The 17,340-nt window shown below is 66.5% G+C and carries 19 protein-coding genes; 7 read left to right on the forward strand and 12 right to left on the reverse strand.

The window, feature by feature from the left end; genetic code table 11:
- Positions 1-297 precede the first annotated feature (297 nt).
- A complete protein-coding gene (locus ACZ6SF_RS28620) occupies positions 298-1,365 on the reverse strand; it encodes a phosphotransferase (RefSeq protein ID WP_466066200.1) in 1,068 nt (355 codons plus the stop codon).
- A gap of 265 nt (positions 1,366-1,630) precedes the next feature.
- Here ACZ6SF_RS28620 and ACZ6SF_RS28625 point away from each other — a divergent pair, with 265 nt between their 5' ends.
- The 4 genes from ACZ6SF_RS28625 (at position 1,631) to tatC (ending at position 5,505) form a co-directional block, all read left to right on the forward strand.
- Positions 1,631-1,879, forward strand: coding sequence for a hypothetical protein (locus tag ACZ6SF_RS28625; RefSeq protein ID WP_466066202.1), 249 nt, complete (start codon positions 1,631-1,633; stop codon positions 1,877-1,879).
- Between the two features lie 500 nt (positions 1,880-2,379).
- A complete protein-coding gene (locus ACZ6SF_RS28630) occupies positions 2,380-4,164 on the forward strand; it encodes a hydroxysqualene dehydroxylase (protein ID WP_466066204.1) in 1,785 nt (594 codons plus the stop codon).
- Between the two features lie 88 nt (positions 4,165-4,252).
- Positions 4,253-4,516: a Sec-independent protein translocase subunit TatA gene (gene tatA / locus ACZ6SF_RS28635; protein WP_466066206.1), complete on the forward strand. Its 264-nt coding sequence runs from the start codon at positions 4,253-4,255 to the stop codon at positions 4,514-4,516.
- A 101-nt stretch (positions 4,517-4,617) separates the two neighbouring features.
- Positions 4,618-5,505 carry a twin-arginine translocase subunit TatC gene (tatC, locus tag ACZ6SF_RS28640; protein WP_466066208.1) on the forward strand — a complete coding sequence of 296 codons (888 nt, stop codon included), beginning with the start codon at positions 4,618-4,620 and terminating at the stop codon, positions 5,503-5,505.
- A gap of 51 nt (positions 5,506-5,556) precedes the next feature.
- Here the strand turns inward: tatC and ACZ6SF_RS28645 are convergent, their stop codons facing one another.
- Positions 5,557-5,763 carry a hypothetical protein gene (locus tag ACZ6SF_RS28645; RefSeq protein WP_466066209.1) on the reverse strand — a complete coding sequence of 69 codons (207 nt, stop codon included), beginning with the start codon at positions 5,761-5,763 and terminating at the stop codon, positions 5,557-5,559.
- Between the two features lie 250 nt (positions 5,764-6,013).
- On the opposite strand from ACZ6SF_RS28645, the gene ACZ6SF_RS28650 reads away from it, so the two are divergent.
- On the forward strand, positions 6,014-6,322 hold the full coding sequence (locus ACZ6SF_RS28650; protein ID WP_466066211.1) for a DUF6802 family protein: 309 nt from the start codon (positions 6,014-6,016) through the stop codon (positions 6,320-6,322).
- A 55-nt stretch (positions 6,323-6,377) separates the two neighbouring features.
- On the opposite strand, the gene ACZ6SF_RS28655 is transcribed toward ACZ6SF_RS28650, so the two are convergent.
- The 5 genes from ACZ6SF_RS28655 to ACZ6SF_RS28675 form a co-directional block, all read right to left on the reverse strand.
- The gene (locus ACZ6SF_RS28655; RefSeq protein ID WP_466066212.1) at positions 6,378-7,181 is read right to left on the reverse strand and encodes an LLM class flavin-dependent oxidoreductase; all 804 of its coding nucleotides are present in this window, start codon (positions 7,179-7,181) and stop codon (positions 6,378-6,380) included.
- A 44-nt stretch (positions 7,182-7,225) separates the two neighbouring features.
- On the reverse strand, positions 7,226-7,372 hold the full coding sequence (locus ACZ6SF_RS28660) for a hypothetical protein (protein WP_466066214.1): 147 nt from the start codon (positions 7,370-7,372) through the stop codon (positions 7,226-7,228).
- A 68-nt stretch (positions 7,373-7,440) separates the two neighbouring features.
- Positions 7,441-7,758, reverse strand: a complete 318-nt coding sequence (locus ACZ6SF_RS28665; RefSeq protein WP_466066215.1) for a transcriptional regulator — start codon at positions 7,756-7,758, stop codon at positions 7,441-7,443.
- The gene (locus ACZ6SF_RS28670; protein ID WP_466066216.1) at positions 7,755-8,219 is read right to left on the reverse strand and encodes a hypothetical protein; all 465 of its coding nucleotides are present in this window, start codon (positions 8,217-8,219) and stop codon (positions 7,755-7,757) included. Before ACZ6SF_RS28670 ends, ACZ6SF_RS28665 begins: the two co-directional genes overlap by 4 nt.
- An 85-nt stretch (positions 8,220-8,304) precedes the next feature.
- Entirely contained in the window at positions 8,305-9,024 is a 720-nt protein-coding gene (locus ACZ6SF_RS28675) for an alpha/beta fold hydrolase (RefSeq protein WP_466066218.1), read from the reverse strand.
- Positions 9,025-9,107: 83 nt separating this feature from the next.
- On the opposite strand from ACZ6SF_RS28675, the gene ACZ6SF_RS28680 reads away from it, so the two are divergent.
- Complete coding sequence (locus tag ACZ6SF_RS28680; protein WP_466066220.1) at positions 9,108-9,725, forward strand: TetR family transcriptional regulator; 618 nt, start codon at positions 9,108-9,110, stop codon at positions 9,723-9,725.
- Positions 9,726-9,845: 120 nt separating this feature from the next.
- Here the strand turns inward: ACZ6SF_RS28680 and ACZ6SF_RS28685 are convergent, their stop codons facing one another.
- The 5 genes from ACZ6SF_RS28685 to ACZ6SF_RS28705 are packed head-to-tail and all read right to left on the reverse strand — an operon-like array spanning position 9,846 to position 15,319.
- Entirely contained in the window at positions 9,846-10,826 is a 981-nt protein-coding gene (locus tag ACZ6SF_RS28685; RefSeq protein ID WP_466066222.1) for an ABC transporter ATP-binding protein, read from the reverse strand.
- Positions 10,816-11,838 carry an ABC transporter ATP-binding protein gene (locus ACZ6SF_RS28690; RefSeq protein ID WP_466066224.1) on the reverse strand — a complete coding sequence of 341 codons (1,023 nt, stop codon included), beginning with the start codon at positions 11,836-11,838 and terminating at the stop codon, positions 10,816-10,818. Before ACZ6SF_RS28690 ends, ACZ6SF_RS28685 begins: the two co-directional genes overlap by 11 nt.
- A 30-nt stretch (positions 11,839-11,868) precedes the next feature.
- Positions 11,869-13,428 (reverse strand): ABC transporter substrate-binding protein, encoded by a 1,560-nt coding sequence (locus tag ACZ6SF_RS28695; RefSeq protein WP_466066226.1) that lies wholly within the window; start codon positions 13,426-13,428, stop codon positions 11,869-11,871.
- Between the two features lie 50 nt (positions 13,429-13,478).
- A complete protein-coding gene (locus ACZ6SF_RS28700) occupies positions 13,479-14,372 on the reverse strand; it encodes an ABC transporter permease (protein ID WP_466066228.1) in 894 nt (297 codons plus the stop codon).
- Positions 14,369-15,319 carry an ABC transporter permease gene (locus ACZ6SF_RS28705; protein WP_466066230.1) on the reverse strand — a complete coding sequence of 317 codons (951 nt, stop codon included), beginning with the start codon at positions 15,317-15,319 and terminating at the stop codon, positions 14,369-14,371. The genes ACZ6SF_RS28700 and ACZ6SF_RS28705 overlap by 4 nt, the downstream gene beginning before the upstream one ends.
- Before the next feature lie 429 nt (positions 15,320-15,748).
- Between ACZ6SF_RS28705 and ACZ6SF_RS28710 the strand changes: the two genes are divergently transcribed.
- Positions 15,749-17,329, forward strand: a complete 1,581-nt coding sequence (locus ACZ6SF_RS28710; RefSeq protein ID WP_466066232.1) for an AMP-binding protein — start codon at positions 15,749-15,751, stop codon at positions 17,327-17,329.
- The last annotated feature ends 11 nt before the right edge of the window (positions 17,330-17,340 follow it).

Below are 17,340 nucleotides of genomic sequence, written 5' to 3' on the forward strand. Positions count from 1 at the left end.
GCATATGCGGATGCGCCGCACAAACCAACCATCCGCGCCGACCGGATATGTCGCTGAGCGGAGACTGTGTCGCTATCCGGCGGCCGAAGCGCGATCGGGCGCGTCGTCGAGGGCCGTGGAACCCGTCTCGTAGCGTTGCCACGTGCGGTCGGTCAGCACGTCAAGGTGCGACGGTAACACAGTTACGAGCAGTTCATCGAGGGTTTCCGGATCACCCGTCTCGAATGCCGGGCGAGTATGCCGAGCTCGGATATCAAGTCGTACGACCAGTTCATATCCCGCGGCGTCAGGTCGCGGTCATTCGAAGCTCGCGAGGGTGTCGAGGTCGTCCATGGCTTCGGCGAAGCGGCGGCCCATGGCTACGGCGAAGCGGTCCGGCTGCATCTCGACGGGGGTGAGGATGTTGAGGTATCCGTGCATCATATGCCTGCGATGTGCCGTGAACGCGGTCTCCGCGTCGGGCGCCTCGCCGACCCCGTGACTCCGCAATTCGCCCAAGTAGACGGCGAGCAGGTCCCGCTCGGACGCCTGCCGGTCGGCGGGGTTCAGGGCGCCGGTCACGAAATAGGTGAAGTCCCAGATATAGGGGCCCAGGCCCATCGCCTGGAAGTCGCAGAACCCGAGCCGGCCGGACCGCTCCCGAAACGTGTTGCCCAGGTGGGCGTCTCCGTGGACGAATGCCTTCGGTAGCCGGCGGTCGGAGTCGAACATCGCCCGGAGTGCATGCTCGATCCTGCTTCGATCACGGAGCGGTGCGGACAGGAAGCCGGCGCGATCGCGGTGGATGTAGTCGTCGAAGTGGTTCGGCTGGACCAAGAACAGCATCAGGTTCGCCACCGTCGCGATATCGGTGACGGCGCTGTGTGTTTCCAGTCCCCGCCCGTTCCAGTAGCGGCCCTGCATCGCCGCCAGCTGGCGTACGCCGTCGGCGACCGTGTCGACGTCGAGCGGGGATTCGCAATCCCCGAAGACGACATCGCGTCCGGTGAGATCTTCCAGCAGGACGATCGCCTGACCTCGGTCGTCTGTACCGGCGAAATAGGCGCGTGGTTGGCGGACGGCATCGTCCAGGCTCTCGGCGATGTGCCGGAAATAGAGCGCCTCTCCGGCGAACGCCGCGGCCGAGGTGAACCCGTGGTCGATGAAGTCACCCTTCATGACGATCGACGACGGCAGGTCGTGTGGGTTCTGCCGATACTCGATCCGCAATCGCGCGCTGCTTGCCGAGCCCTGGCGCAGATCAGCGATGACAGCGGTCGACACGTCGGTGCCGGGATGACGAACGGACAGTGCGCGAGTCAGAAATCCGGCATCGACGTCATCGAGCGTGCCGGGCAGCGTAATCGGTTGTTCGGCGTCGGTCACGCCACGATGCTATCCAGGGTTCAGGCGCCTCTGCCAGGTCAATTCTGTTCAATACACCGGGTCGATTTGCTGGAAGGCCCACGCGGCCGACGGTATCGGCTGTCGCCATGACGCTTGCGAAGTGCGCCGATTTCAACGCGTGAATCGAAATACAAAGAAGAGATCGATCGATCTATATATCGTCACAAACAATATCGGGCGCGAACAAATGCGCGATACGCTTCGGGCGTCCTATCGGACAGCCACGCGAAAGGTTGAATGATTTATGCACGCTATTGCAAAAGTGGGTGCGGCCGGAGTGATGATGCTCGGTGGCCTGGCATTCGGCGCGGTGCCGGCGCAGGCGAATACGGGTATACCGCTGGAGCCCGCGCAGATCGCCGAAGCACCCGCTCTTCCGGGTGGTGGATCCAGCCCGATCGACCTGGGATCCAGTGCGGTAAGCGCCGGTTCGTCGGCGCTGTCCTGCGCGTTGTCCAGTATTTCCGGTGGTGTGTGGTGCCTGCCGGGGTGAGGTAGGCGTGGCCGATCGGCACCGGGCGGTTGCCCGTGGTCGCGAATCGTAGGTTCGGGCCGGTGGCAGCTGTCGAGGCGACGGCGGGTTCGGGAGGAAGTTCCCGGCCCGCCGTCGCTTTTGTCTGTGCGGTGGTCGCCGCCGCGGGTGTTTGTGAAATCGCCCCAGTCGTCCGGGGTGCCGGATAGGTGATTCTCCGGGGCGTGCGAAAAATCGTTTATGGCGACGGGTGGTGCCGGTAGCGTTCCGGCCGGGCGCCGTCGTGCACGACGGATGCCTTTTCTCGCTCGGCGGTGTCGAAATATTGGAACAGGCACCGATCGGGGCCGCCGGGCGAGAAACTCCGCCGGCACAGCCGTTCGTCGGCGATTCCTGTAGACCGGTGTTTCCCTCTGTGACATCGCATCAATAGCAAAGACTTTCGTTGACCCGATGTATCGAACATGGATACATTGTTGCCCACCTGATCGGAAGCCTGATGCCGCAAAGGACGTGATCCAATGGCCGAATCCGAAGTCTCTCGCCGTAGTTTCGTGAAAGGTGCTGCGGCCGGCTCGGTCGCCGCGGCGGCCGCCGCAGCGGCAAGCAGCGGGCTGGTGGGAATCACCAACGCCCACGCTGCTCCCGCCCAGAAGAAAGTCGCTGTTCTCGGCGGTGGCATCGCCGGCCTGACCACTGCGCACGAACTGATCGAGCGCGGTTTCGAAGTCACCGTGTACGAACGACGTGCCTGGGGTGGTAAAGCCCGCAGCATCGACACGCCACTGCCGGTGGCCGGCGGCCGCAAACCGCTGCCGGGCGAGCACGGCTTCCGATTCTTCCCCGGCTACTACCAGGCCATCCCCGATACGATGAGCCGGATCCCCTTCGAGGGCAACGCACGCGGGGTGCAGGACAATCTCGTCGAGGCGCTCACCGCGACCGGTGCGCAGTCGGCTCCCGACATCACCATTCCCTTCGCGCTGGATTTCGACGCGATCGGGCTCGCGGCGAACCCGGAGAAGATCATCCGGACACTGCTCGGCGGAATGATCTGGCTGCCGAAACTGCCGATCCCCGATCTCGTCGTTCTGCTCCGGTCGCTGCTGGTCTTCTTCACCAGTAGTGACGAGCGCCGGCTCGGGCAGTGGGAGCACACCTCCTTCAAGGACTTCGTCCTGATGGACGGCTCGAACCCCACCTACAACCTGCTCATCTCCACCGTCACCCGTGCCCTGGTGGCGGCCAAGGAAGAGAAGGCCAGCGCCCGGACGATCTGCAACCAGGCCGAGGGATTCCTGGCCGCCATCCTGCACCGCACCGACGGCCGGTTCCCCGACCAGGTCCTGAACGGGCCGACCAACGAGCGGTGGTTCAACCCGTGGTTGGCCTATCTGGAGAGCCAGGGCGTCAAGTTCCAGATGGGTACCGAAATCAAATCGCTGGAAGTCGCCGACGGGAAGATCCGGGCAGCGAAGGCGACCACCGAATCCGGTGACACCGATATCGAGGCCGACTGGTTCGTGCTCGCCTTCGCCCCGGAGCAGGTGCCGCAGTACCTGAGCCCGGAGATCATGGCGCTGGATCCGGATCTGGAGCGGATCAAGAAGCTCGAGGTGGACTGGATGAACGGTATCCAGTTCTACTTGAATACCGATCACCGGTTCTTCCGGGGCCATGTCGGCTGGATCGACTCGCCCTGGCGCCTCACCGGTATCCAGCAGGGCCAATTCTGGACCACCAACTTCGCCGAAACCTACGGCGACGGCAATGCCAAAGACTGCCTGTCGCTGTGCATCTCGGACTGGGAGGTGCCGGGCCAGGTCGTGCGCAAGCCCGCCATGGAGTGCAGCCCGGAGGAAATCGCCAAGGAGGTCTGGCATCAGGTCACCAAGGCGAGCCAAGGCGAGCCGTTGGTCCCCGATCTGACGGACCGGCAGCTGCACTCGTGGTTCCTCGATCCGGGATACCGGTACGATCCGGCCTCGGGCAAGGGCACCAACGAGGACTACTTGATGATCAACACCAAGAGCTCCTGGGAGAATCGCCCCACCGGACCCACCAAGGTTCCCAACCTGTTCCTGGCCGGCGACTATCTGAAGACCGAGGTCGACCTCGCGACGATGGAAGGTGCCTGCGAGGGCGGACGGCACGCGGCGAACGCCATCCTCGACGCGGCCGGCTCGGATGCCGAGAAGGCAGTGATTCTGCCGCACCCGACCCTCAAGGAGTTCGAAGGGGCCCGGAAGCTCGACGCCAAGAGGTATGCGGCCGGACTGCCCAACCTGCTGGATTTCAAGCGGTAATTCATTCCATCTCCGTTCGGGTCCGGCCGGCCCGGGTCCCCTTGCCGGGCCGGCCGGACCACCCCCTCGATAGTGACTGGAGGCAGCCATGGGTTCGATTAGTCCCGCACACTGGCTGATAGTTGTCCTGGTATTCGCCTTGTTCTTCGGAGCCAAGCGACTCCCGGACGCCGCCCGCAGCCTGGGCCGGTCGATGCGGATCTTCAAGACCGAAGTACAGGACATGCATTCGAAACCGGATGCGCAGGAGACCGATTCCGATGACGCGACGGTGCGGCGCCTGCCCGCGGTCGAGTCCGCGCCGGCATCCGAGGCGATGCCGCTCCTGAAGGACTCGGCGCGAGCGCGGTAGCCCCGGCCCGGCCGGTAGTGGGTGTCGCCGAGGGATCGGCGGCACCCACACACTTCCGGCCGTGACATGAGTTCCGAGCGTGACACCCCTGAGGCGAGGAAATGGGAATATTCACCGAGTTCCGGCGCGGCCGGCGGCGGTCGAATCCGGACGGCACGATGCCGCTGGTCGAGCATTTGCGCGAACTGCGGAGCCGGCTGCTGAAATCGCTGGTAGTAGTGGCCGTGACCACGCTGATGGGGTTCTACTGGTACGGCCACTCGGTGTTCGGCCTGCCCAGCCTCGGCGATGCGCTGCGCGGGCCGTATTGTTCGCTACCACCGGAGGTCCGGGCGTCGATCACACCGGACGGTACCTGCCGGCTGCTGGCCACCGCACCGTTCGAGCAGTTCGTGCTACGACTGAAGGTGGGCGTCACGGCCGGTGTCGTGCTGGCCGCACCTGTCTGGCTCTATCAACTGTGGTCGTTCGTCACACCGGCGCTGCGCAAACCCGAACGTCGATATTCCGTCGGCTTCACCGCTGTCGGCAGCGTTCTGTTCGCCTGCGGTGCGGTGCTGGCCTATCTGGTGGTGGCGCATGCCCTGGGCTTCCTGCTCGCCATCGGCGACAACGCGCAGATCACCGCGCTCAACGGTGCCGAGTACTTCGGGTTCATGATCCAGCTGCTGGTGATCTTCGGGGTGAGTTTCGAGACCCCGCTGCTGTTCATCGGGTTGAACCTGATCGGCGTGCTGGACTACGAGCGCCTCCGGGCCTGGCGACGTGGAATCATATTCGGGCTCTTCGTCTTCGCGGCCGTGGTCACCCCGCAGGACCCGCTGTCGATGCTGGTGCTCGCGCTGGCGCTCACGGTGTTGTTCGAACTGGCCGTCCAGTTCACTCGCCTGAACGACCGGCGCCGGGCACGCCGGGCCGAATCCGGCCTACCCGACGACGTCCCCTCCGAATTGCCGGATCCGGAGCCGTTGCACAATGCCGACCTCTGACGAGGCCGCCCCGGGTGCCTCCCGTGCGGCGGAGGCTTTCGTTCCGGCGGGTCAGCGGGTGAAGAGTTCGAACTGGTCGCCGGCCGGACGGCAGAACCAGGTCTTGCCCAGCCCCTCGGAACCGAACTTGTGCACTCCATTCGCCACACATGCTCCGTGGGTGGGGTAGTAGGCAACGGTGGTATCGGCCGCCGCGAATCCGGCCGCACCGAAGGTGAAGGCCGCGATCATCGCCCCAGTGATCAGATGCTTCATCATGGCGGGGAGTCTATTGCAGGGGTCGGCTGGAGCGCTGCTGAATTATGTTGTCCGGCCGCGGGTTCCGTTGGTGACGGGGGCAGCGTCGCGAGAGGCTCGCGATGCGGGCGGTACGGCGGCGACCTCGGTGAACCCGCACGCCCGCGGCCACCGGCAGCCCCGGTCGGGAGCGGGGCTGCGCTGTACTGTCGGGGGTGGAAAGATGGACCGGAACATTCCCACGGTCGACCAGTGGAGTTCAGGAGAGTCTATGCCTACATCAGGAGAGTTCCCCGGCATCGGCATGCCGGGTTTCGAGGCGTCCTCGGCCATTGACGGACTGGGTCCGGTGGAGATGGAAACACCCACCCAGGACCTCATCGTCGACGGCATACTCGACACCTTCGTCACCACCGGTCCCGATTCGATGAGCGTGTGGACCGATACCGACCTCGACGGCTACGCCGACCGGCTCAGCGTGGTGGAGAACGATGGCGACTACTCGGCTTGGGAATACCACCGCAATCCCGACGGGACGGGGGACTGGCGGCAGACCGACAAGGGGACGGTGGGGGAGTGATCGGGACGCCGGACGCGTGGAGCGGGAGGCGACCCGATACGCCGTCGTCGTCCGGCTACCGCCCGGCGAGCTCGGCGACGACCGGAGCGAACCGTTCGGCGAATCCGGCACCGAAGATGAAGTAGGAGAAGCCGATCTCCTCCCGTCGTCGCTGGATCTCCTCGGCGGCGGCCGCCGGGTCGTCCGGAAGTACGGTCAGCGCGTCCGCGGCGCGTAGTGCGGCGGGATCGGTATCGGGAGGAGCCATATGCGGCGCGACCGTATCGCCGACAACCGGTACCGCGAGCGCGAGTTCGATGTCCTCGGCGGCGCGGAAGTCACGCGCCAGCCGCGCCACCTCGGTCCGAGGCTGGGCCCCCAGCGCGAAGGTGACCGTATCCGCGACGTCGGCCGCCAGCGCCCGGGCCTTCGGGCCGAGTACGGCCATCGCCACCGGTGTGCGACGGTCGGGGCCGTCGAGATCCCGCAGCGTTTCGACGGTCTCACGCACTTCGGCCAGCCGCTCGATCGGTGGGATGACGGGCAGTCCCCTGGTGCGGAGTTCGTCCTCGATTCCCGGCCTGCCGGTGCCGATGCCCATCTCGAAGCGGCCGTCGGTCAGCAGCGACAGCGAATGCGCTTCCCACGCCGTCATCCAGGGCGGGCGTAGCGGGGAGGCATAGACCCAGGTACCCACGCGCAGATCGGTGAGCGCCGCGACGGTGGCAAGTGTGGGTCCGGGCGCCGGTTGCGTCCGGGGGAAGTCGGGCACCAGCAGCGTCGAGTAGCCGCTGTCGGCGATTTGGCGCACGCGATCACGCCACGCCGGCAGATCGGTGGTGATCGGGGCGACGACCCCGAATCGGAACGGCTTCGTCATGCCGGTTCTCCTGTCTGTCTGTCGGTCCGGAGGTAGCGAGTTCGTCAGCTGCCACCGCCGGTATACGCGCCGCCCAGGAGGCGACGCCGCCGACGGCGCTCGGCCTTGCGGTCGCGGCGGGGCTGCTCGTCGGCGGGTTGCTGCTCGGCCGGTTGTTCGGGGTCGTGTGTGGTGGTGCGGAAGAGTCGCATGTCGAGCTCCTTGTGTACGGCGATTCGAACCGCCCGGCGGCGGATGCGGGATTGTGCGGGGGTTCGAATCAGGTCTGTGTGGTCGGGTCCGGGGGTGTCGCGGCGGCGACGATTTCTTGCAGGGCGGCGATATGGCCGGTGAAGGCGTCGCGTCCACGTTCGGTCAGGCGGGCGCGGACCTTACGGCGGCTGCCGTCCAAGCGGCGTTCGGTGGTGACATAGCCCGCGTCCTCGAGGGTCGCGAGCTGTTTGGACAGGGCCGAATCCGACAGCCCCAGCCGGTCTTTCAGGAAGGCGAACTCCGCCCAGTCGGCGGCCGCGAGTGTCGCGACCAGCGAGAGCCGGGTGCTGGGGTGGATGAGTTCGTCGAAACGGGCCCGCGTCACGCGCGGAACCAGAGCCTCAGAGCGCGCAGAATCTCCGGGCCGCCGAAACCGACGATCGCCGCCACCAGCACTCCCGCCCAGATTCCGGGATGACGGTTTCCGTCCGCGTCCAGGGCCAGCGCCACACCGATGGTGAGGACGACGAGCGCGAACAGCATGACGACCACGACGATCGGCGTGCGGCGTCCGGCCACGGCCGCGCTGACCTGGACCCGGTCGGTACGGCGACGCCCGTCGAGCAGTCGCGACGCGACGTAGGAGTGGCCGGCGCCGAAGAGCAGGGTCGCGGTGATGATCAGCCATTGCGGCCCGAGGTCCCCGATCAGGCCGAGCACGACCCAGCCGGCGGCCATCGCCCACCAGTATCCGCGGGGCAGCCCGATCTCCCGGGCCACCCGGCGGCGTGCCTGCTCGACCGCGTCCAGTGCGGCGCGGGCTTGATCCGGAGCGACGTTTTCCATGGTTGCCTCACTTTCCTACTTGGAAAGTAAGATCTCACTTTCCAGGTAGGAAAGTCAAGAGGGCGGCGGATCGGATGCCGCGCCGTTACGCGGTCGCGACGGTCAGCAAGAGGTCGGCGACCGCTTCGGGTTCGGTGATCATCAGGTCGTGTCCGGTGTCGATATCCCATAATCTGCCCGCTTCTCGCGCGTTCGCGACGAGTTCGGGATCGCGGGTGGCCAGGGTCGAGGTGCATACGATGTGGTACTGCGGCAGGGCATAGACCCCGGCCGCGTCGCGCAGATCGAGTGTGTCCTCGAAGGATCGCCACGGATGGCCGGTCAGCCGGGTCGCCATCCAGTCCAGGGCCTCGGGATCGGTGACCCCGAAGAACATGCCCGCTTCGGGGCCGGGTAGCAGGACCAGTTCGGTGCCGTCGACGATCTCGCCGAAGTCGCGGGCCGCCTCGATGATGGGACCGGCGATATCGCGCAGGGATTGGCCGTCGAGCGGATTGGCCGCGTCCAGGTAGACGAGGCGGCCGACCCGGTCGAGCGCACGGTCGGCGGCGCCGGTGATGACCATGCCTCCGTAGCTGTGACCCACCAGGATGACGTCGTGCAGGTCCTCGTAGTGCAGCAGGGAGGCGATGTCCTGGATGTGGGTGTCGAGTCCGATGGTGGCCAGCGGTAGATGGGATCGCTCGGCCAGCCCGGACAGGGTGGGAGCGTAGACCTCGTGGCCGGCCGCGCGCAGTAGGCGGGTCACCTTCCGGTAGCACCAACCGCCGTGTCCGCCGCCGTGGACCAGTACGTATGTCGCCATCGTGTGCTCGAATCCTGTGCTGCGTGGTGGCTATAGATCGTCGAGTAATCCGATTACTCGAGTAATCGGATTACTATAACCGGATGGGCCGGGACGCGGGGCGTGAATCGGAAACCTCATCGCGGATCCTTGCCGTGGTGCTGGACTCGCTGGAACGGGTCGGCTACGACGGCCTCTACCTCCAGGAGGTGGCGCGGAGTGCGCAGGTATCGCTGGCCACGATCTACAAGATGTTCGGGGCTCGCAACGAGTTGATCGTCGCCGCTCTCGAACAGTGGATGGCTCGCGTCAGCTATGCCGAGCTCGCCGCGGTGGATCCGGACGAAACCTTACGAGATGGGCTGATGCGCCTGTTCCGGCAGGTTTTCGAACCCTGGGAACGCAACCCCAGAATGCTGGAGGCTTATCACAAAGCGCGCACCGGACCCTCCGGCGACCGCCTCGAAGCCCAGGGCATCGCCGCGCTCGTCCCCGCGGCGGGCGCGGTCCTGGCCGGCGCGGACCCCGGCTATCTCGACGATATCGGCCGGGTGCTCACCGGACTGAGCTACGGACTCATCGGCCGCTACGTCGACGGCGCCATCGAGATCACCGATATTCTCCCGACATTGGAACGCGCGGTCTACCGGCTCACGGCGGACAACGCGGACGCGGCGGACCACGCCCGCATCGGCCGCACGATCGGCAGAACCCAGGGCTGAGCGCCGCCCCGCGCGTGGCCGGGTTGCCGATATTCGCCGTCCTCATCCGCCATCTCCTGCCACGATGACGAGCGTCGGATGCGGTCGGCGCCCTTGCGGCCCCGTGGTGCGGGCCAGAGGTCAGACAGCTGGGAAGTGGCAGGCGGCGTACTGACCCGGCCGGACCGCACGCACCAGGGGTTCCTCCTCCGCGCAGCGCTGCCGGGCGTGCGGGCAGCGTGTCCGGAACCGGCAACCCCGGGGCGGGGCGAGCGGTGAGGGGATATCGCCGGCGAGTGCGGGGCCCGCGAAACCCCGGTCGGGATCGGCGAGCGGAACCGAATCGAGTAGCGCCCGCGTGTAGGGGTGTGCCGGGTTGTCGTATACCTCGACGGCATCGCCGAACTCGCATACCTTGCCGAGGTACATGACCATGACGTTATCGCTGATCGTCCGCACCACGCCGAGATCGTGGCCGATGAACACAACGGTCAGGTCGTAGTCGGCCTTGAGCTCGGAGAGGAGATTGAGGATCTGCGCCTGCACGGAAACATCCAGCGCGGATACCGGTTCGTCGCAGATCAGCAGCCGGGGGTGCAGCGCCAGCGCGCGTGCGATCGCGATCCGCTGGGCCTGACCGCCGGACAATTGCCGGGGCAGCGCGCCGGCGAACCGCTTATCGCCCATACCGACCTTCGCCAGGACTTCCTCGGATTTCGACCGGCGTTCGTCCGCGGACCGGCCCGCGACGGCCAAACCCTCGACCACGAGGTCGCGTACCGTCCGGCGCGGGTTCAGCGAGGCCACCGGATCCTGGAAGATCATCTGCATCTCGCGCCGCAGCGTACGCATCCTGCGGTCGCCGGCCTCGTCGATCTGTTCGCCGGCGAAAGCGATCCGGCCGGAGACCGGCCTGTCCAGCCGCAGGACCGCCCGGCCGGTGGTCGACTTGCCGCATCCGGATTCCCCGACGATTCCGAGAGTTTCGCCGGGAAGGACGTCGAAGCTGACCGATGACACCGCCTGTACCGTCCCGCCGGCGGTGTCGTATTCGACCACCAGGTCGCGCACGCTCAGAAGCGCCGGCTCGTCGCGCAGATGCGCGGTTCCACTACCTGCCACGGGTATCACCACCGGACTCGGAAAGGGCTGCTGTGGGCTCGGAGGCCGGATACGCGCAGGCCACGAAATGGCCGGCGGCGATCTCGGTGAACGCGGGGCCCGGGGCCCCGCGGCAGTCGTCGGCGACGCGATCGCACCGGGGCGCGAACCGGCAGCCCGGCGGCGGTGCCGTCGGATCCGGGAGGTTGCCCTCGATCAGTCGCAGCGGTGCGAATCGCCGGCGGTCCATCGCCGGCGTGGCCTCCATCAGGGCGCGGGTATAGCGATGCCGCGGGGCAGCGAAAACCCGCCGGGTGTCCCCGCTTTCGGCCAGCCGACCCGCGTACATGACCGCGACCCGGTCGGTGCGGCCGGCGACGACCGAGAGGTCATGGCTGATCAAGATCAGCGACATGCCTCGATCCCGCTGCACGCGGCGCAGCAGGTCGAGGATCTGCCGCTGGATCGTCACATCCAGGGCGGTGGTCGGTTCATCGGCGATCAGCAGGTCGGGCTCGCAGGCCAGCGCGGTCGCGATCATCACTCGCTGCCGCATACCTCCCGACATTTCGTGCGGGTAGTTGCGCAGCCGGCGTTCCGGATCGGGCACCCCGACCTCCCCGAGGAGCTCGAGGGCGCGATACTTCGCCGCGGAACGGCTGAGTCCCAGATGCCTGCGCATACCCTCGGTGAGCTGGCGTTCGATACGCACCACCGGATTGAGCGAGCGGCCCGGGTCCTGGAAGACCATCGCGATCTGCTTCCCCCAGATGTCGAGCTTCTCCTTTCTCGACAGCGCGAGGATGTCGCGGCCCCGGAAGATCACCTCACCGGAGTATCCGGCCCGGGGCGGGAACAGCCCCATGATCGCCCGGGCCAGCACCGACTTCCCGGAACCCGATTCGCCCACTACGCCCAGCGTCTGAGCGCGGTCCACGTCGAAGGACACATCGTCCACGGCTCGCACGGCGCCGCGTTCGGTACCGATATAGGTATGCAGATTCCGCACCCGCAGATTCGGTTCGGCGTTCATGATCTCAGCTACTCCTCGTGATCCGAGCCGTTATTCGACGATCCACAGTTCCTCGGGCCGGACCGAGCCGGAGCCGTACATGGTGAGGCCGCCGACGTTCTTTCCGGTGGCTGCTCCCGCGACGGTGCGTATGTAGAAGACGGCGGGCATCAGTGCGATCAGGCGCTCCTGGACGGTCCGGTAGGCGGCGACGCGCTGGTGCGGGTCGATCGCCCGCCGGCCGGCGTCCAGTGCCTCGTTCAGGGCGTCGTCGTCGATGCCCGCGGTATTGCGGCTCGAACTCCCGTGGAAGGCCGTTCGCAGCCGCGGTTCGGGATCGTCGAAGAAGGCGCCGCCGGTCATCATGTCGAAATCGTGTGTATAGCGCAGTTCGATCAGGTCGATGATATCGATGACCTTCACCTCGACGTCGACATTGTCGAACGCGCTGAGCTGCGCTTGCACACTCTCCGCCAGCAGCCGGTTCTCCGTCTGCTGGGTGGTCGTGAAGGTGAACGATACGGGTGTGCCCTCGGCCGCCAGCTCGTCGAACAGCCGTTGCGCCGTTGCCGGATCGTGGGTGTGCAACGGGAGATCCGGTGTGTGGAACGGAGAGGATTCGCGGAACAGCGTGGTCGGCAATTCCCCGCTTCCGTTGTAGATGGTCAGGTTGAGCGCGTTCACGTCGACTGCGGCGGCCACGGCCCGCCGCGCTCGGATATCGTCGAACGGCGCGCGCCGCATATTCATCGACAGGTGCTGCCCGCCGTGCAGGGGAGATACCGCGGTGGGAAAGCCTTGATTCCTCAGTTTTTCGATACTTCCCCAGTTGGAGCTGATGACCACATCGGCGCCCTCACTGATCAGCGTGTTGTAGCCCTGGACGGAGTCGCCGGAGGTACGCAGCTCGATACGGTCGAGGTACGGCTTGGGCGCGTCCCAGTAATCCGGGTTCTTCGCCAGTTCGATCACATCCTGCCGGGACCACCGGTCGAGGGTGAACGGGCCCGCGCCGACCGGGTTGCTGTCGAAGGACGCGCGTCCGGCCCGCAGGGCCTCGGGGGAGGCGATCCAGTTCATCGAACTCTCGACGAGGGTGTAGGGGAAATAGGGTGTGGGATCACGCATGATCGCGCGCAGCGTGGTCGGGTTCACGACCTCGGTCGACGCGATCGCCGCCGCGTCCTCGCGGTAGGTCGACCCGTTGGCCGGATCCTGGAAGCGGTCCCAGTTGAATTTCACGGCCGCCGCGTCGAGCGGGTTTCCGTCGGAGAACCGGAGTCCCGGCCGCAACGTCAGCTCGAACGTGGCGCCGCCGTCGCGGGTGGCGAATCCCGTAGCCATCGTGTATTCGATGGTGCCGCTGTCCGGATCGTTGACCATCAACGTCCCGAACAGGGCGTTGCCGAGGGCCGCGTTGATCACCCACTGGTTTCCCAGGGCCACCGGGTCGAGGGTGCGTGGTTCGCTGATCTGGATGATGTGTGCGGTACCGCCCGGTACCGAGATATCGCCGGCCGTTCGTTCGGTGCCGGTTCCACCGCACGCCGTCAGCAGCGAGGTCAGGCAGAGAAGGGCTGCGGCGAGCAGACTGCCGCGTCGGATCATCATTCGGTACCTCGTTGTACGGAAGAGCGGGGGTGCGGGAGCAGGTATCGCGGTCAGTCCCGCAGGGCGCGATCGAATCGGCCACGGAGGTGGTCGCCGGCCTGGTTCAGTGCGAAGACGGTGCAGAAGATGACCAGGGCGGGAACGAAAACCATATGGGGTGCGGAGGCGAGACTGTCCTTGCCGTCGGAGATCATGCCGCCCCAGCTCGGCGTCGGGGGCGGGATACCGAGGCCGAGAAAACTCAGCGATCCTTCGGCGACGATGAGCGCGGCCATGATGATCGGGAGATAGGCCAGCAGCGGCGGCACCACATTGGGCAGGATTTCCTTGGCCAGGATCCGGCCGTGTCCGGCGCCCAGGTTCCGGGCGGCGAGTACGAATTCCCGTGCCGTCCAGGTGAGTGTGTTCGCGCGGGCCAGCCTGATGAACGAGGGGACGATCACCAGCGACAGCCCGATCAGGAGGGTGCCGAGTCCCGGGGCGAGAACAGCGGTCAGCGCCATCAGCAGGATCAGGGGTGGGAATGCGAGTGTGGTATCGCTGAGCAGCCGGACCACCGAGTCCGTCCGCTTCTGGAAATAGCCGCCCAGCATTCCGATACTCGATCCGAGCGCCGCCCCGATCAGGGTCGCCACCGTGCCGACCAGCAACGAGACCCGGGCGCCGTGGATACAGCGGGACAGCAGCGATCGTCCCAGATTGTCGGTGCCGGCCAGCAGATCCGGTGATCCGAAGTGCGGCGGTTGCCGTGGCGGGCCGACGGGGATGGAATACGGGGTCAACGGAAGGAGGTCGGCGAGGATCGCCGCCGCGATCATCACGATCAACCAGATATAGGACAGGTACACCAGGATCGAGCGAGATTTCCGTACCCGGGGGACCCGCGGCTTCTCGGATGTCGCGAGCTTCTGCCCACGCTCGATCTGTACTTCGGCTCGGGTCATACCGTGGCCACCTTCCGGACCCGCGGGTCGATCAGCTCATAACTCGCATCGACCGTGATGTTGATGACGACGTAGACGACGGCCAGGAAGGCCACGATGCCCTGCACCATGACGAGGTCACGGGAAACGATCGAGGACGCGAGCAACTGGCCGAGTCCCGGTAGCGAGAACAGGGTTTCGACGATCACCGTCCCTCCGATCAATCGGCCGAGATTGATGCCGGCCAGGGTGATCAATGAGAACGACGACGGCCGGAGTGCGTGCCGGAACATCAGATACCAGTCGTTCATGCCTTTGGCCCGGGCCGCGCCGATGAAATCCTCACGCAGGGTGGTGATCAGGTCCGTTCGCAGGAGACGATGGAATGCCGCGATCTCCATCAACGCCATCGCCAGGGCGGGTAGCAGCGCGGACAGGAGGTTCTCGCCGATGCCGTCTTCGATGCGGCTCCACCCCGTCACCGGAAGCCAGCCGAGGCCGACGGCGAAGACGTAGATGAGAACCGGGCCGGCGACGAACGCGGGCACGGAGAGGAAGACGGAGGAGACTCCGGCGGTCGCGCGGTCGACCGGGCTTCCCGGCCGCATCGCCGACACCACCGCGAGCAGGACCGCGCAGGCCAACGCGATGACCAGTGCCATCCCGGCCAATTGGAACGTCACCGGCAATCGCTCGACTATCGCCGTGGACACCGATTGGCCGGTGAGCGGTGAGGTGCCCAGATCGCCCTGCGCGGCGTTACCGGCCCAGTGCAGATACCGGCTCCAGATCGGCTGGTCGAGGCCGAGCTTGCTGTTGAGGGCCGCGACAGCTTCCGGGGTGGCGGCGTCGCCGAGGATGGCCTGCGCCACCGAGCCCGGCGCGAAACCGAGGAGTACCACGACCGCCAGGGTGACCAGCAGGACCACCAGCAATCCTCTGCCCAGACGTCTGACGATGGAGAGCATGATCCACCTCGCCTTTCCGGAGCGCGCGACCGTTCGCCCCGGCCGGTTGGGAGGGGGTGAATTACTCGGTCTGATGCGGGCCGACGCGGCCGCTGTGAGAATGCGATTTCCTCACTTAGATTCGCGTTCGCGTTCTGGGTAGAATCGTATTCTACTCAGTGGTGGCGGGGTGGGGAAACGGCGAAAGTGCTTGGAAGTCGCGGAGAGTGCCCGCTCGGTGGGGCCGGTACTGCCGAATCCGGGTCGCGTGGCGGTGGAGTCGGTCGAAAGCGTGAAACCGGACCCGGATGTAGAATCACATTCTACTATGTGGTAGAGCCGAATATCGCGCTCGCGGCCGGGCGCTCGTCCCGGCCTCCGACAACCTGTCCACCCGGTAACGCGGCCCGACGATTGCGGCGTATCCGTGCCGGGTGTTTGGAGCTCACCATGCGCACAATTCCCCCGGATCTGGCCCGACGGTACATAGCGGAGGGATGGTGGACGCGCGACAGCCTGGGCGATCTGGTGGCCCGGGGCCTGGCGGCCGCACCGGACACCACCTTTCGTGTTCATTCGGAATCCCGGCCGTACTCGGGAACCTTCCGGGAGGTCGAACTCGTCGCCCGCCGGCTGGCCGCGGGCCTGCGGAACCGGGGTGTCGAACCGGGGGATGTCGTCGTACTGCAGTTGCCGAACTGGATGGAGGCGGCGGCCGCGTTCTGGGCGGCGTCGCTGCTGGGCACGATCGTGGTGCCGATCGTGCACACCTACGGTCCGCGCGAGGTCGGCCATATCGTGGAAACGGTGCGGCCGAGGGCATTTTTCGCCGCCGAGCGCTTCGGGAACCTGGTGTACGACCCCGTGGTGTATTCGGGTGTGCCGATCGTCGGAGTCGTCGGTGGCGCCGATCCCGCGCGCAGCTTCGGCGCGCTGCTCGCCGACGCCCCCTTCACCGGGGTGGCGGAGGTGGATCCCGCCGGCCCGGCGGTGATCGCGTTCACCTCGGGCACGACACGGTTGCCCAAGGGGGTCGTGCACAGTCATCAGACGCTGGGGTGTGAGACCCGGCTGATGTCGCAGCGCTACCCCGGCGATCTGGGGCCGCTGATCAACGCCGCGCCCGTCGGGCATTTCATCGGGATGCTCTCGGCGCTGCTGGTCCCGGTGCGCGACGGTGTCTCGATCGACCTCACCGATGTCTGGAATCCCGGCCGCATCCTGAACCTGATGACGGCCTACGGTGTGAGTCTCGGCGGCGGTGTGCCCTACTACGCGACCAGCCTGATCGATCATCCGGACTGCACCCGTGAACATCTGGCGCGGCTGAAATATCTCGGTATGGGTGGGGCCCCGGTCCCCACGACGGTATCGGAGCGGCTGACCGGGCTGGGCCTGACCGTCTACCGCTCCTACGGCAGTACCGAACACCCGTCCATGACCGCCTCCCGCTGGAACGCCCCGCGCGCCAAGCGGCTCTACACCGACGGTACCGCCCAGCCGGGTGTGGAACTCCGGCTCACCGCGGACGGCGAAATTCTCAGCCGGGGGCCGGATCTGTGTCTCGGCTATCTCGACGCGGAACTCACCGCGGCGGCGTTCGACGACGAGGGCTGGTACCACACCGGCGATATCGGCACACTCGATGCCGACGGGTATCTCACCATCGCCGATCGTGCCACCGACCTGATCATCCGCGGTGGGGAGAACATCAGCGCGCTCGAGGTGGAGGAAGTGCTGCTCACCGTGCCGGGTGTGCTCGAGGCCGTAGCGGTCGCCGCGCCGGATGCCCGGCTGGGCGAACATGTGGCGGCGGTGCTGCGGTGGCAATCCGATACGGCTCCGCCCCTGCTCGACGATCTGTGCGCGCACTTCGCCGAAGCGGGGCTGGCGAAACAGAAGTGGCCGCAGGAGGTCCACGTGGTCGACGATTTCCCGCGCGGGCCGAGCGGGAAGGTGCAGAAGTACAAGATTCGGCAGAGTCTGGCCGAGGGCCCCGGTCGGCGCGGTTCCGACGCGCCCCGGTCGTAGCGCCGCGACAC

Source organism: Nocardia sp. NPDC049935 (assembly GCF_055586645.1).